The organism is Nitrosospira sp. Nl5 (genome assembly GCF_900102495.1).
Lineage (GTDB): Bacteria > Pseudomonadota > Gammaproteobacteria > Burkholderiales > Nitrosomonadaceae > Nitrosospira.
Map to the genome: position 1 here is coordinate 1 of NZ_FMVQ01000023.1, position 14,880 is coordinate 14,880.

Below are 14,880 nucleotides of genomic sequence, written 5' to 3' on the forward strand. Positions count from 1 at the left end.
GTAGGACGTCGCCGCCATCAACGCCCCAAATGTGAGCACCATTAGCCTCAGCCCAAGCTTGACTACCATTTCGTTTCTCCTTTGTTTGCCGTAATCGTTGTTGTGTTTGCATCCGTCCCAGACTATCGGCATTCCGCCATGCAAAATAGTCTCCCCCTGATAGCCCCCGGGTTAACCCCGAAACTACCCCTGACGAACACCGCCTAGCCTAACCGGATCAATAACCGGTGTCAAGAAAATTGACTTCCAAATCGGAGACCGAATCGTCCGGCCGCGTGCGTAACTACAGATGAAACGGGATACGTGTACAGGGATGCGGGAGCTTGATAACAAGACATCTATTGACACTTTTTAAGCCTTTCACACCGCGGGGATTCGATCACCTGTTATTCATTTATTCATTCCTATCGGAAAGCCTGAACAGCATCTCCTTATTGTTTTATACGGGACTGTCGATATCAATGAATTGATGGTCGGCTCCGAATTTCCGGCATATATGCTCGCCCAAAGCCTGGACTCCATAGCGCTCCGTGGCATGGTGTCCCGCCGAGATAAATGCCACACCGGATTCACGTGCAGCATGCACGTTCTGCTCGGAAATTTCACCCGTAATAAATGCGTCCACTCCCTGGCGGATGGCCTCGTCGAAATAATCCTGAGCAGCCCCGGTACACCACGCTATACGCCGCACAAGTCTCTCATCATCGCCGATTACCAGGGGCTTGCGTAACAGGACGCGTTCAATGTTCACGCGCAGATCTTTCAGAGTCGATACCTGTGACGGCAAGGTGCCGTGCGTAGCGATATTCTGCGGGCCGAAACGGGCGGTTTCAATAAAACCCAGCTTTCGCGCCAATTGTGCATTGTTGCCCAATTCCGGATGTGCATCCAATGGCAAATGATAGGCAAGCAGGCTGATGTCGTGCGCCATCAGCAATGCAATGCGCCGCCGTTTCATGCTGATCAGGCATTGATCCTCGCCCCGCCAGAAATAACCGTGGTGTACCAGCACCGCGTCCGCACCCGCTGCGACAGCGGCCTGGAGGAGATCGAACGACGCCGTCACGCCGCTCACCAGCAGGCGTACTTGATTTTTGCCTTCCACTTGCAGTCCATTTGGGCAATAATCACAAAAATGAGCAACATTCAGAAGTTGGTTCAAGTAGATTTCGAGCTCATTCAATCGCATCGTATCCCCCAAGTCTTTTTTGCAATCATTTTATCTCGAAATTTATTTCCCCAATGCACAAACTCTGGTTGATCTTCGCACAAACGGCAACGGTACTCCTTGCAGTATTGTTTGTCGTCGCCACCTTGCGGCCTGAATTGTTGCCATGGAGTCCGCGCGAAACCATTGTCACAGTGAAACAAGCCGTTTCCGATAGCACGTCCCAGGGACAACCCAGGCCCGGCAGCTTTAGCGAGGCCGCCAGAATCGCCATGCCTTCCGTGGTCAATGTATTTACCAGCAAGGAGGTCAAGATTGCTCCTCACCCACTGCTGGAAGACCCGCGGTTCAGGCGTTTCTTTGGTGATCGCTTCGAATCGCAGAGCCGCCGCGCATCCAGCCTCGGCTCAGGTGTCATTGTCAGTCCAGAAGGTTATATTCTTACCAACCATCATGTGATAGCCGCGGCGGACGAAATAGAGATTGCGCTGGCTGATGGCAGAAAAGCCAAAGCGCGCGTAATCGGCTCCGACCCTGAAACCGATCTCGCTGTCGTCAGAGTGGATATGGAAGCACTACCCACGATGACATTCGGACACTCCGACGAGGCGATGGTAGGCGATATCGTGTTGGCCATCGGCAATCCCTTTGGCGTGGGGCAGACCGTGACGATGGGGATCATCAGCGCATTGGGCCGGACGCATATGGGTATCAACACTTTCGAAAATTTTATCCAGACGGACGCCGCCATCAATCCGGGGAATTCGGGGGGTGCGCTGGTGGATACTTCCGGCAACCTGATTGGCATCAATACCGCGATTGTGTCACGTACCGGCGGATCGCTTGGCATCGGCTTTGCCATTACAGCCAGCGTGGCCAAGCAGGTAATGGAACAAATTATTCAGACCGGCAGCGTCACCCGCGGCTGGATTGGGGTGGAAGTGCAAGACCTGACACCCGAATTAGCGGAATCATTCAAGCGACCCAATACCAGCGGCGCGCTAATCGCGGGAGTCCTCAAAGGTGGTCCCGCGGACCAGGCCGGTGTGAAGCCGGGGGATATACTTGTGACTGTGGATGGCAAAACAGTTACTGATTCATCCGTGATGCTTGACCTGATCGCGGCGCTGCCACCAGGAAAAACGGTCACCATTCAGGTGATACGCAACCAAGCAGAGAAGTCTGTCAAGCTCGACGTCGGCAAGCGCCCGAAGCCACTGCCTCAAGACCAGTATCAGGACCCGGATGCGATGGAATAGATCTAGAAGATAGATAACCGGGATTTTTCTCCTCATTTCGGGAGAACGCTTGGTGCGATTCCGAGTCGCCGTTGCCGACTAACTGTTCTTCCCGTTTTCCACCCGCGTTTCCGCCTTATCTTCCTTGTCAATGCTGCTGTCATCCGATTGATAGGCGAGTGCCGATACAGGGGCCGGACTGGTAACCAGGCCCGCCACCAGTATGCCTAATTCATAGAGCAGATAAAGCGGTACCGCCAGCATGAATTGCGAAACCACATCGGGCGGGGTGAAGATCGCACCGACCACGAACGCGCCAACGAGAATATAGCGGCGTATTTCCTTTAGTTTCTCGATTGAGACGATACCTATTCGGACCAGAATGACTACAAATATCGGTACCTCGAAAGTAATACCAAAGGCAATGAACATGGTCAGAACGAAGTCAAGGTATTTTCCGATATCGGTCATTACCGCCACACCTTGTGGTGCGAAATGCGTAACGAATTCAAATACCAGGGGGAGTGCCGCAAAATAGGCAAACGCCATGCCGCAAATGAACAGAAAGCTGCTGACAAATACCAGCGGAAGTACCAATCGTTTTTCGTGCGAATATAATCCCGGTGCGACAAATGCCCATACCTGATAAAGCGTGTACGGCAGGGTGATGACAAAAGCTGTCATCATGGCAACTTTCATCGGCACAAAAAAAGGCGTGACGACTTCGGTGGCGATCATCTGTCCGCCTTGTGGGAGTTTCTCCAGCAGAGGCTGCGCCAGCAATGAGTAGAGTTCCCGCGCGTAATAGGCGCAGGGCAAGAAGCCAAGTATCAGCCCACCGAATATGCGCAGCAACCTGGCGCGCAATTCCACGAGGTGGGAAATGAATGTCTCGTCGATACTCATGTTGTGAGTGGAAAAAGAAGCGAGACAGTAAATTGAGCCGGCCTAGTCATGCTGAGCTGCCAGCCAGCATGTATTATCCGCGGCGTTAATGGCTGTGGCCGACGTCTGCCCCGGCTGCTTCATCCAAACTCGGTTTTGAGCGGCCGGACTGCTGGGCTGGCCTGGGAGCGGGTGGCTTGATGGAGGTGGCAGGGAAGTCCGGAGCAACGATTTCCGTCAAAATCCCGAGAGGCGGAACAGAAGCTGCCGCAGTGATGGATTTTGCTTCCGCGTCAGCTAATTCCTGACATTGATTGATTTCTTCCCGTACCGTATTTTCTATTGAACGCGCTGCATCCTGTACCGAGGTTTTCAATTTCCTCAGCTCTTCCAGTTCCATTTCGCGCTGAATATCGTTTTTGACGTCATTGACATATCGCTGCGCCCGCCCGAAGAGATGTCCCAGTGTACGGGCTACCTGCGGCAGGCGTTCAGGGCCGAGGACAACCAGCCCTACAACCGCTATAACGAGTATTTCCGTAAAACTGATATCGAACATTTTTTGCGAGGACTACCGTGAGGCATAGCAAAACAGTGATTAAAAATCAGTCCTATCGGTGGCTGATATTCTTCCCCCTTTAGGTTAACTGATTACTCATCAAACTTTTGTATGCGCCTTATCCTTGACTTCGCCTTCGATGGTGTGACCGTCTGATTGCTGAGGCGGGGGCGATATCTCCTCTCCATCGGCGCTTTTCATGCCTTCCTTGAAGCCTTTCACCGCGCCGCCCAAGTCGCTGCCAAGGTTGCGAAGTTTCTTGGTTCCGAATACCAGAACAACGATTACCAGAACGATCAGCCAATGCCAAATGCTGAATGATCCCATCATTTTCTCCTTTATCTCGAGTGGGGGACCATTGCAGGCAAGCGTTCTCCACCACCGATAACGTGAACATGCAAGTGGCAAACCTCCTGCCCTCCTACATGGCCGGTGTTGATAACGGTACGAAAGCCGTCCATGCAGCCCTGCTGCTTCGCCAGCCGGGGTACCAGCAGCATTATCTTGCCGAGCAAATCGCGGTGCTTGTCTTCAATATCGGCAAGCGAGGCGATGTGCAGCTTAGGCACTAGCATAAAATGTACAGGCGCTGCGGGATGGACATCATGAAAGGCGAAAATATCAGTGTCTTCGTACACTTTCTTGCTGGGAACTTCCCCTCGCACAATTTTGCAGAAAATACAATTATCCATATCCGGCTTTTCGTAAAGCCTTTTCATTTATCCCGGAAATTCCTTCCCGGCGCCGTAATTCTTCCAGCACATCCTCCGGCCCCAAGCCGTGGTGGGCCAGCAGCACCAGACAGTGGAACCACAGGTCTGCCGTCTCGCGTGCAATGTATTGCTTATCCCCGTTTTTTGAAGCCAATAAAATCTCTACCGCCTCCTCCGCAACTTTTCTGAGGATCTTGTCTTCCCCCTCATGCAACAGTCTCGCAACATAAGACGCTGCCGGGTCCGCGCTCTTGCGCGCCTCGATTGTCGCGGCCAAGCGGCCAAGAATAGCTGGATCAGTCACTTTCTGTAGATCTCCTCGGGACTTTTAATCACTGGGGAAACAACCACCCATTGATTGTTTTCGAGCTTATTGAAAAAACAATTGTGCCTACCAGTATGACAAGCTATGCCGCCAACTTGTTCCACTGTCAGCAGCAGGACATCCTCGTCGCAATCCAGGTGAATTTCTTTTACTTTTTGCACATGGCCAGATTCTTCGCCTTTATGCCAGAGTTTCTTGCGGGAACGCGACCAATAATGCGCCTCATTGGTTTCGACCGTCAGTTGAAGCGACTTGCGATTCATCCAGGCGACCATCAGTACCTTGTTGCTGCCGGCTTCCTGCGTCACCACCTGCACAAGTCCATCTTCCGACCAGTTTACCTTGTTGAGCCAATTTTCGGACATGGATATGCTTGGGGATCAGGTTATTGGGAATTTGAACAGTCCGCATGGGGCTTATCCCGAGGTTCCGGAATTCTACCACTATAGCCGTACTTCAATGCCATGTTGCGCCATATATGCTTTAGCCTGGCGTATGGTGTATTCACCGTAGTGAAAAATACTCGCTGCCAGCACTGCATCGGCATGGCCCTGCAGGACTCCTTCGGCCAGGTGATGCAAGGTTCCTACGCCTCCGCTTGCGATGACCGGTATATCCACCGCGTCTGAAACCGCGCGGGTAAGCGCGAGATCAAAACCGTCGCGGGTGCCATCCTTATCCATGCTGGTAAGCAGTATTTCGCCCGCACCCAATAACTGCATCTTTTTCGCCCACTCGATCGCGTCCAGACCAGTCTCCTTGCGTCCTCCGTGCGTGAACACCTTCCATTGCAGGGTATCGTCAGCATTTCTCACCCGTTTGGCATCTATCGCCACCACGATACACTGTGAGCCGTAGCGGCTTGCCGCGTCTCCCACCAGTTGAGGATTCTGTACCGCCGAGGTGTTGATACTGACTTTGTCGGCACCCGCATTCAAAAGCCTGCGAACATCCTCCACCTCGCGAACTCCACCGCCCACAGTTAACGGAATGAACACCTGAGCTGCGACTTCTTCAATAATACGCAGAATCAAACCACGATTATCAGAACTGGCTGTAATGTCGAGGAAAGTCAGCTCATCCGCTCCCTGCTCATCGTAACGGCGCGCTATCTCGATTGGGTCGCCTGCATCCCGAAGTGCAATAAAATTGACGCCCTTGACTACGCGTCCATTCGTTACATCAAGGCAGGGAATAATACGTTTGGCAAGGCCCATAAGGCTAAAGAACTTCCGCCACGGAGATGAATTGTGAATGGTGGAAAGGAATTATTGGGAATCTCATCCGGAAAGACTCGCATCACCGAGTTTCATTTTTGTACTCAAGTCATCCGCTAGCGCTTGCGCCAGTTTGAAATCCAGAGCGCCTTCATAAAGGGCACGTCCCGTGATCGCGCCCATGATGCCCTCCAATTCGATATTGCAGAGTGCCTTGACGTCCTCCAGATTCGTTATGCCGCCGCTGGCAATGACCGGAATAGTGAGCGCCCTGGCCAGTTCCACCGTGGCATGGATATTCACGCCGCTTAACATGCCATCACGTCCGATATCGGTATAGATGACCGCCTCGACGCCGTAATCCTCGAATTTCCTTGCAAGATCCACCACGTCGTGACCGGTAATCTTGGACCAGCCGTTGACGGCAACCTTTCCGTCTTTCGCATCCAGTCCCACCATGATGTGGCCGGGAAAAGCGTTGCAGGCGTCGTGCAGGAATCCAGGAGTCGTCACCGCCGCGGTACCGATGATAATATAAGTGATGCCATCGTCGAGATAACGTTCGATCGTTTCGAGATCGCGAATGCCGCCGCCAAGTTGCGTCGGGATTTCATCACCGATGGCTTCCACGATGGCGCGGATAGCCAGTTCATTTTTTGGTTTTCCGGCAAACGCACCGTTAAGATCCACCAGATGCAGCCGTCGTGCGCCCTGATCCAGCCAATGTCTGGCCACTGCGCCTGGATCGTCCGAAAATACCGTGGCATTTTCCATCACGCCTTGTTTCAAACGTACGCACTCGCCGTCTTTCAGGTCTATCGCGGGAATGATAAGCATTTTTAATCAGAATTAAAATTAGGAATTGAGTTTTGAAATTCGAAGCAGGAAATTTTACATGCGAACCTGATTATCAGGTTGCGGAAACGGGCTCCCACCGTACAAAGTTACGCAGCAGTGTTAACCCTGCCTCATGGCTTTTTTCCGGATGAAACTGGACGGCAAAAATATTATCTCTTGCCACTGCACAGGTAAACGGAAAAGGATAAAGACTGTAGGCGGCCGCCGGTCCAGGAGTAGCGGTTTCGACATAATAGCTGTGCACAAAATAAAAGCGTGCATCGTTGGGGATACCTTTCCACAGGGGGTGCTCGATAGTCTGATGCACCTGGTTCCATCCCATGTGCGGCACTTTGAGTTTTTGCCCGTTTGCGTTCATGATCGCAGTGGACGGAAAACGCAGCACATTGCCGGGTACGATACCGAGGCCTTCTACATCGCCTTCCTCGCTGCTCTCGAACAGCATTTGCAGGCCGATGCAAATGCCGAGAAACGGTTTACCGGTGGCGGCCTCCATTACCGCGCCGCGCAGCCCGCGCGCATCAAGTTCATGCAGGCAATCGGGCATCGCGCCCTGTCCGGGAACCACCACGCGGCCCGCCTTGCGCACCACCTCGGGGTCATCGGTAACCGTAATGGAGGCGGCCGGGGCAACATGCTCCAGAGCTTTAGACACCGAGCGTAAATTACCCATGCCGTAATCAACGATTGCAATATCAGTCATACAATGAAAATAAGAGGTGAGGAGGCTATAATGAGCCTTTAGTGGAAGGAATTATTCCTGCCGAGCGCGAATCGGATTCCATCGCCATGCGCAGCGCGCGGCCGAATGCCTTGAATACGGTCTCGGCCTGGTGATGGGCGTTGCGTCCGGAAAGATTGTCAATGTGCAACGTCACCATCGCATGGTTGACGAAGCCCTGGAAAAATTCATTGATTAAATCAACGTCAAATTCTCCGATGCGGGCGCGTACGAACGCGACGTTGAACTCCATGCCGGGACGCCCGGAGAAATCTACCACCACCCGCGACAGTGCCTCGTCCAGCGGCACATAAGCATGACCATAACGGCGTAAACCTTTCTTATCTCCGATAGCCTGCGTGAATGCCTGGCCAAGGGTGATGCCAATATCCTCTACCGTATGATGCGCATCAATATGTAAATCACCCTTGGCGGCAACTTCCAGGTCTATCATGCCGTGCCGCGCCACCTGGTCAAGCATGTGGTCCAGAAACGGTATGTCCGTATCCAGAGTTGCCTTGCCGGTTCCATCCAGATCAACTTTGACACTGATCTGGGTTTCCAGCGTATTACGCGTAACGTGGGCTTGGCGCATAGGTGGATTAATTGTCGGATTTCTTAAGCGAGGCCCGCAGTGCTTCCAGAAATTGCGCGTTTTCACCGGCGGTTCCCACTGTTACGCGCAGGCAGTTTTCCAGTAAGGGATGCGAGCCATCGAGGTTTTTGATCAATACGTCCCGCTTCTTGAGACTTTGAAACACTTGACTGGCCCCATTCCGCTGAGTCACGCGGAACAAAATAAAATTCGCACTTGTCGGAAAAATTTCAATACCGTTCAGCGCCGCCAGGCGTCCGCTCATGAGCGTACGCTCAGCCTTGATCGCCCCAGCCTGTTGCAACAGGATATCATGATGCTGCAATACTCTTTCCGCAATTAGCTGGGTAACAATTCCTACATTATACGGCAAACGCAGCTTTTCCAGATGTGTCAGCCATTCCCGCCTGCCGGCCAGCAATCCCAGCCTTATGCCAGCCAGTCCCAATTTGGAGAGGGTGCGCATCAGCAGCAGATTGGGATATTGCGCCAGTTTGTCCATAAAGGTCGCGTCGGCGAAAGCGTGGTAGGCTTCATCCACGACAACGATGCCAGGTGCGGCTCCAATAATACGTGAGACCGCCTCGGCATCGAACAGGTTGCCGGTGGGATTGTTGGGGTAGGCAATGAAAATTACCGCTGGCTGGTGCCGCGCGATAGCGGCAAGCATCGCGTCGACATCCAGCGAGAAATCAGCCTTCAGCGGCACACCCACGTAACCCATCCCGGCGAACGTCGCAATCATGCGGAACATGACGAATGCAGGTTCGACACTCATCAACACCGCTCCAGGTCTTGCAGAAGCCAGGGCGATGATCTGGATAATCTCATCCGAACCATTGCCCAGCATGATGTCCATGCCCTCCGGAACCGCCTGTGTTTCGCGCAACGCGGCCTTGAGCGTGGCGGCGATCGGATCGGGATAGCGGTTGATAGGCGCGCTGGCTGCGAGCTGTGCAATTTCCTCGCATAATTCGGATGGAAGAGAATAAGGATTCTCCATCGCATCCAGCTTCACCATGCCGCTTGCGGGCGGCACGTGATACGCGGAAAGCGCGAGAATTTCCGGGCGGATAACCTGATCAGGTGATCTGGACATTTTATGAATCTTGTCTATCTGTCCTGTTCATGAATCGATATTCCGCCGACATTGCGTGAGCCTGCAAGCCCTCTCCATGGGCCAGGATGGAAGCAACCGCACCGAGTTTTGCCGCGCCTTGCTCCGATACCTGGATGAGGCTGCTGCGCTTCTGGAAATCATACACGCCCAATGGCGACGAGAAGCGTGCGGTACGGGAAGTAGGCAGCACATGATTGGGGCCGGCGCAATAATCACCGAGCGCTTCGGATGTGTAGCGCCCCAGGAAAATTGCGCCGGCATGCCTGATTTTCTCCACCCATTCTTCCGGCCGCTCGACCGATAGCTCCAGATGTTCCGGCGCGATGCGGTTGGCAATGGCGCAGGCTTCATCCAGGTCCCGGACTTGAATCAGGGCACCGCGGTCTTCGAGCGAAGCGCGTATTACTGCCTTGCGTGGCATCGTTTCCAATTGCCGTTCAATACTTGCCGCCACCGCGTCGATAAAGGCGGCATCGGGAGAAAGCAGGATCGCCTGCGCCAGCTCATCGTGCTCGGCCTGTGAAAACAAATCCATGGCAATCCAGTCGGGATCGGTGTTACCGTCGCAAATCACCAGGATTTCAGAAGGGCCCGCCACCATGTCTATGCCCACCACGCCGAACACACGACGCTTGGCTGTGGCGACATATGCATTGCCGGGGCCGACGATTTTATCCACGCGCGGCACGGTCGAGGTGCCATAGGCCAAAGCTCCGATAGCTTGTGCACCGCCGATAGCAAATACGCGGTCTACCTCGCAAATCGCCGCAGCGGCCAGCACCAGATCGTTGGTTTCGCCGCAAGGGGTGGGTACCACCATGATGAGTTCACCAACACCCGCCACTTTGGCGGGAATTGCGTTCATCAGCACGGATGAAGGATAAGACGCTTTACCGCCGGGAACATACAATCCGGCGCGGTTCAGGGGGGTGATTTTCTGACCGAGCAGCGTACCGTCAGGCTCCGTATAGCTCCAGGATTGCGCCAGCTGCTTTTCGTGATAAGCGCGCACTCGCCCCGCAGCTTGCTCCAGGGCATTGCGTTGATCTGCGGGTAAGCGTTGGAGAACCTGTTTTAACTGGTTTTGGGGAAATTCAAGCTCCGCCACCGAGGCGACATCAAGGCGATCAAAGCGGCGCGTGTATTCCAGCAGTGCCTCATCACCGCGTTTTTTAATATCGGCAAGGATACCGGTGACCGTCGTATCCACTGCCGCATCGTTCGCGTCTTCAAAAGCCAGCAGCTTCTCTAATGCCATATGGAAGCCGGTGTCGATGGATGATAGTCGTTTAATCTGTATCATGAGAAAGGCTCTGGTTTGGCCGGGTTGTTTCGGACGTGCCTACTATTTCCGAATTGCTGCTGAAAATGCTTCCAGCATTGGCTGTATCGTTTTCCGCTTCAACTTCAATGCTGCCTGATTGATGACCAGCCGTGCCGAAATTGGCATGATCTCTTCCACCGCCTTAAGATGATTGGCCCTTAACGTGTTGCCGCTGGAAACGAGATCCACGATCGCATCCGCCAATCCTACCAGCGGGGCAAGTTCCATTGATCCATAAAGCTTGATGAGATCCACATGCATGCCCTTTTCGGCGAAGTGTTCACGCGCCGTGTGTAAATACTTTGTGGCTACCCGCAGGCGTGCTCCCCGGCGGACGGCGGATTCGTAATCGAATTCGTCGCGCACCGCAACCATCATGCGGCAGCAGGCGATATTCAGGTCCAGCGGCTGATAGAGCCCACCGCCGCCATGCTCCAGCAATACGTCCTTGCCGGCGATGCCCATGTCCGCTGCCCCGTATTGCACATACGTCGGCACGTCCGATGCGCGCACGATAATAAGCCGTACGTCGTCCCGATTGGTGGCGAGGATTAATTTACGCGAAGTTTCAGGATCGTCCAGGGCGACAACACCAGCTGCTTTCAGCAGTGGCGCGGTATCGTCAAAAATGCGGCCCTTCGAAAGGGCAATAGTGATGCGGCTCGTCATGAAGAATCCGTGAAAGAGGTATTTTACCCCAAAGCGGCTGGGCTCGGGCTTCCCAACACTTGAAAGACGTGTGGCTATGCCAATTTTCTAAGCATGGGGACTGGGGTCACTGATTGCTTCAGCACTCTCATGCATGCGAACATATAGGTACGGAAACTTGAAATCTTCCGGTTTATGAATAGCAACGAAACATTTGAATTCGTTCAGATCGTTCTCGTAAGTACGCCGAGGCTGTGGTTATCGGTATTGGCAAACCACTCGATCCCGGCAGTGCATAAGCGATCTGTAAAGCGTGCTCGACAGTGGGGATCGCGCCGTGAGTGGCGGAGGGAGGCCGGAAAATAGCGCTCTGGGATGATGGAATTCCTGAACTGGTTACCGTCGTGAAGACTGGCGTCCATCGAGATCAGGGTATAAAACAGTACGCTTGAGTTTGGGGTCGAGTATGATATCCGCTTCTCTGAAAGGGAAGAGCAGCCATTTTTTGTTCGCATAGCGACGTAAATTGCTGTCCGTATCTCTGGTTTGTCCGGATTCAAACAATGCATCACGCAGCCCATGGGAAAGCAGCGTGTAAGCTTCTACACCTTCTTTCCCAAAACTGACCACCTGCATATAGCTATTTCCGTACGATGTGCGAGTCATTTCATATCCATTCTCGTCGCATGCAATAGCAAAATAACCAGCTATAGGACAGCCGCCGTAAAGCGGTATTCGATATCCGCCATTGCGCGCATAGAGATAACTTCCTCGCGACGCATCCATGGCCAACTTGCTTGCTGAAATAGCCAGAACGCCGGCACCGAACGCTTGGGTTACGCGCGGGTCGTGCACATTTAAAGCATTAGGTGTTTCAAGCGGAGCAGATGGGGAAAAGGGTATGTGATAGAGTTCAACTTTCGGAATTCGCTCTATCCGAGCCCAGAACGCATCCCAAATAAGGCCGCCGCGATCCGCCGCGTTGCCGCTATTGGGCCATTTCCCTAAAATTCGACAGGCGTCGCTTATGTTAATTCGGCGCGAAGGCAAAAATGTGGTGTCGGTCAAGGAGTCATGCTCCAGCATTACATAATGCTTTCGGCATATGTGTGCGAGCACCGGTTTTTTGAATAATTCAGCAGAATAGACGCGTGCATCGAGTACGGCAATCCGTACTCGTTTGCTCAGTTTGTTCGGGGTTCTTTCACCTTTATTCATTGCAGACTGCGCAATGTGGTGTCCCAGGCGGGTGCGTAAGGTAAGTGGGCTTCTTTCCGCACCCATTATGCTGGGATATCCTTCCAGGGGATGCTGCAGATTGCTTGACCAGTAGCTGTCATTCATGTTGGCTACATAGTCTTCCCGGAAAAGCTCTGGCTGAATTACGGCAGGAACAGCGCCGGTTTGCGTTGCGCGTGGATCAGTTATCCATTCACAGGCAGACCGGCTGCCATCCAGGAGCAGAATAAAGGAATAGACCTTCGCAAAAGCATCACCAAGCGTCGGTATGCACCGCTGCCGCAATTCGTCCGGTACGTTAGGCCTGGCACCAATATCGTTATACCAGGCACGCCCATCATTACCTGCGACAGCTGCTGTATTGACCCAGTGCATACCAACTTCCCGTCGCTGTATGTCTGAAAATTCATTCAGTGATTGTGATTGATTCCAGTAAAAGAATGTACGTAGGGCGCGGAAATTATTTTCATTGACATCACGAATGGCGAGTGCCGTTGAGGCATTCCACCCAAACGCCTTATTGAGGGAACCGAGATCAATAACAGGACCATGGCGCGTGCGGTATAGCGTTCGAGTCACAGGGACGGAGTTGCCTTCGGCATCCCGGGTTTCTATGGTAATCGATATGGGGCGCATTGCTTCGCTGGTTCCATCAACTTGATAAGTTGTCGGCTGAGCGGAATCGAGGGCAAGCTCGAATAACCCAAAACGCTGTGCTGTTGAAAAGGTATGGCTCCAGGCTACATGCTCGTTGAATCCGATCATGATTACCGGGTAACCAAGGAACGAGACACCCGAAACATTTAATTTGCCCGGTATGGTCAGTTGTACCTGGTAAAACCGGTCGGAACCGCTCCAGAACCAATGAGGATTTCCAAACAGCAGCCCACTTTCGGTCCCTGTTGCACTTTTCCATATGCAATGAAATTGCTGCCTACGTCAGCTTTACTGCCGGTACGAGTGTCAATTCGCGTGGGCAAAGTGGATACAGATATGTCATCGGGGGCCAGATTAACGCTGCGATCGGTAGAGGGCGGCAATGCATTTACAATCTCCGGAATGAATCGCGCGTAGCCTGCCGCAAGATTGGCGGCTATGACGCGTCGGAAAATGTCTTTGACGGTGATCTCGTCCACCCAGTATTCCCGTAGACAGGGGCTGGAAAACTCAGGCTCTGCGCGATTTCGGGCATCACGCAAATAGCGGTTGTAGCCTGCAGCAAAGCCCTCGATCAGTTCATTCAAGCTCGGGGGCTGATGTTGCTGATATTCCGCTATCAGGCCATCATTGGCGAATGCCTGGAAGAAGAAGTCGAGATCTATATTACGAGGGTGGCCAAAGGTAGACCTGTCCCGGGGACGCGAGTCGGCACCAAAGAAATACGATCTGCGGCCACGAAACGTAGTAAATGCTTCCGCCAGTGTGCAGAGCGCGTCTTCGGCCTGGGCATAGCCGTAACCATACCCGAGGCCATGCCAACTATGGGCGAGTACGTGTGGGATTCCGTCGGTGGTGCGGCGAATCTCAATGCGGGAAAGTTTGACATCGGTATTCTCGGCTTCGGCAGCAATCGCATTGACGACTCCTGCCGATAACAGGATTCCGAGTATCGTCTTCTTAAACTTCACCGGTACCTCTATTCACTAACATAGTGCTATGATCCGGCGAATTTCCAAGTTTGCTGGAAGCGAAAGTTGGATGAAGATTGTGCCGGAGCGGCGACAGCCATTAAAACACCACTCCCAAAATCAAGCGCCTCATTTCGCCTCCCACAGAGGCTCCGTTATCGCGAGGTTTTGAGAATACATGAATGCTAATTAAATTACATATCCTGTCGGCCGGTCTCGCCACTTCAGAAGTCGGTAGTTACTCCAGAAGTCGGTAATCTTTATTAAGAGTCGACCGTTTTGCAACAATGCGTGCAAACGCGGCGTCTCGATTTGCCGGAATTGCCTTGGGACTGACGGAATACCTTGTGTTTTACAGCGCTGAAAGAATGCACCAATCACTGGAAGCATCAAATCGAATAAAGTTTATCGGACAGCGAGCGACGGAGGGGTAAGGGGTAAGAACTGGTGAGGGAAAATTCTGTGAGAAAAAATTTGGTGTAGAAAAGAACAGAGGCAACCGAGCAGCGCCGTGCCGCTGCGTAATCGGTTGCCTCTTAAGCTGAACTTAACTTTTGCTTTGACTGAGAGTCTTATAGTCCCTTCGCAGCGACGGGCGTTTGCGTGCCGGAGGCAGCATGGCTCTCGCCGACCTTCAAAGCC

17 protein-coding genes are annotated in these 14,880 nt (G+C 53.0%); 1 reads left to right on the top strand and 16 read right to left on the bottom strand.

Translation table 11 applies throughout. The annotated features are described in order from the left end of the window. Positions 1 to 439: 439 nt before the first annotated feature. Entirely contained in the window at positions 440 to 1,189 is a 750-nt protein-coding gene (locus BLP45_RS14005) for a Nif3-like dinuclear metal center hexameric protein (protein ID WP_090373112.1), read from the bottom strand. A 53-nt stretch (positions 1,190 to 1,242) separates the two neighbouring features. Between BLP45_RS14005 and BLP45_RS14010 the strand changes: the two genes are divergently transcribed. Continuing rightward, on the top strand, positions 1,243 to 2,427 hold the full coding sequence (locus BLP45_RS14010; RefSeq protein WP_090373113.1) for a S1C family serine protease: 1,185 nt from the start codon (positions 1,243 to 1,245) through the stop codon (positions 2,425 to 2,427). A 78-nt stretch (positions 2,428 to 2,505) separates the two neighbouring features. On the opposite strand, the gene tatC is transcribed toward BLP45_RS14010, so the two are convergent. The 15 genes from tatC to BLP45_RS14820 form a co-directional block, all read right to left on the bottom strand. Then, complete coding sequence (tatC, locus tag BLP45_RS14015; RefSeq protein WP_090373114.1) at positions 2,506 to 3,312, bottom strand: twin-arginine translocase subunit TatC; 807 nt, start codon at positions 3,310 to 3,312, stop codon at positions 2,506 to 2,508. An 85-nt stretch (positions 3,313 to 3,397) separates the two neighbouring features. Further along, positions 3,398 to 3,850 (bottom strand): Sec-independent protein translocase protein TatB, encoded by a 453-nt coding sequence (gene tatB / locus BLP45_RS14020; RefSeq protein WP_090373115.1) that lies wholly within the window; start codon positions 3,848 to 3,850, stop codon positions 3,398 to 3,400. 99 nt (positions 3,851 to 3,949) lie between these two features. Then, positions 3,950 to 4,177 carry a Sec-independent protein translocase subunit TatA gene (gene tatA, locus BLP45_RS14025; protein ID WP_090373116.1) on the bottom strand — a complete coding sequence of 76 codons (228 nt, stop codon included), beginning with the start codon at positions 4,175 to 4,177 and terminating at the stop codon, positions 3,950 to 3,952. An 11-nt stretch (positions 4,178 to 4,188) separates the two neighbouring features. Next, positions 4,189 to 4,542: a histidine triad nucleotide-binding protein gene (locus tag BLP45_RS14030; protein WP_090373117.1), complete on the bottom strand. Its 354-nt coding sequence runs from the start codon at positions 4,540 to 4,542 to the stop codon at positions 4,189 to 4,191. Further along, a complete protein-coding gene (locus BLP45_RS14035; protein WP_090373118.1) occupies positions 4,535 to 4,867 on the bottom strand; it encodes a phosphoribosyl-ATP diphosphatase in 333 nt (110 codons plus the stop codon). The genes BLP45_RS14030 and BLP45_RS14035 overlap by 8 nt, the downstream gene beginning before the upstream one ends. Then, positions 4,864 to 5,253, bottom strand: a complete 390-nt coding sequence (gene hisI / locus BLP45_RS14040; RefSeq protein ID WP_090373119.1) for a phosphoribosyl-AMP cyclohydrolase — start codon at positions 5,251 to 5,253, stop codon at positions 4,864 to 4,866. The genes BLP45_RS14035 and hisI overlap by 4 nt, the downstream gene beginning before the upstream one ends. Before the next feature lie 78 nt (positions 5,254 to 5,331). Further along, positions 5,332 to 6,105: an imidazole glycerol phosphate synthase subunit HisF gene (hisF, locus tag BLP45_RS14045; RefSeq protein WP_090373120.1), complete on the bottom strand. Its 774-nt coding sequence runs from the start codon at positions 6,103 to 6,105 to the stop codon at positions 5,332 to 5,334. Positions 6,106 to 6,168: 63 nt separating this feature from the next. After that, on the bottom strand, positions 6,169 to 6,942 hold the full coding sequence (hisA, locus tag BLP45_RS14050) for a 1-(5-phosphoribosyl)-5-[(5-phosphoribosylamino)methylideneamino]imidazole-4-carboxamide isomerase (protein WP_090373121.1): 774 nt from the start codon (positions 6,940 to 6,942) through the stop codon (positions 6,169 to 6,171). Between the two features lie 73 nt (positions 6,943 to 7,015). Next, a complete protein-coding gene (gene hisH, locus BLP45_RS14055) occupies positions 7,016 to 7,666 on the bottom strand; it encodes an imidazole glycerol phosphate synthase subunit HisH (protein ID WP_090373122.1) in 651 nt (216 codons plus the stop codon). Between the two features lie 25 nt (positions 7,667 to 7,691). Then, positions 7,692 to 8,279 carry an imidazoleglycerol-phosphate dehydratase HisB gene (hisB, locus tag BLP45_RS14060; protein ID WP_090373123.1) on the bottom strand — a complete coding sequence of 196 codons (588 nt, stop codon included), beginning with the start codon at positions 8,277 to 8,279 and terminating at the stop codon, positions 7,692 to 7,694. Positions 8,280 to 8,286: 7 nt separating this feature from the next. Next, complete coding sequence (hisC, locus tag BLP45_RS14065) at positions 8,287 to 9,378, bottom strand: histidinol-phosphate transaminase (RefSeq protein ID WP_090373124.1); 1,092 nt, start codon at positions 9,376 to 9,378, stop codon at positions 8,287 to 8,289. Between the two features lies 1 nt (position 9,379). Further along, positions 9,380 to 10,702 carry a histidinol dehydrogenase gene (hisD, locus tag BLP45_RS14070; RefSeq protein ID WP_176754769.1) on the bottom strand — a complete coding sequence of 441 codons (1,323 nt, stop codon included), beginning with the start codon at positions 10,700 to 10,702 and terminating at the stop codon, positions 9,380 to 9,382. A 42-nt stretch (positions 10,703 to 10,744) separates the two neighbouring features. After that, positions 10,745 to 11,392, bottom strand: coding sequence for an ATP phosphoribosyltransferase (gene hisG / locus BLP45_RS14075; RefSeq protein WP_090373125.1), 648 nt, complete (start codon positions 11,390 to 11,392; stop codon positions 10,745 to 10,747). 375 nt (positions 11,393 to 11,767) lie between these two features. Then, positions 11,768 to 13,528, bottom strand: a complete 1,761-nt coding sequence (locus tag BLP45_RS14080) for a penicillin acylase family protein (RefSeq protein ID WP_218117996.1) — start codon at positions 13,526 to 13,528, stop codon at positions 11,768 to 11,770. Further along, complete coding sequence (locus BLP45_RS14820) at positions 13,432 to 14,238, bottom strand: penicillin acylase family protein (protein ID WP_218117995.1); 807 nt, start codon at positions 14,236 to 14,238, stop codon at positions 13,432 to 13,434. Before BLP45_RS14820 ends, BLP45_RS14080 begins: the two co-directional genes overlap by 97 nt. Positions 14,239 to 14,880 lie beyond the last annotated feature (642 nt).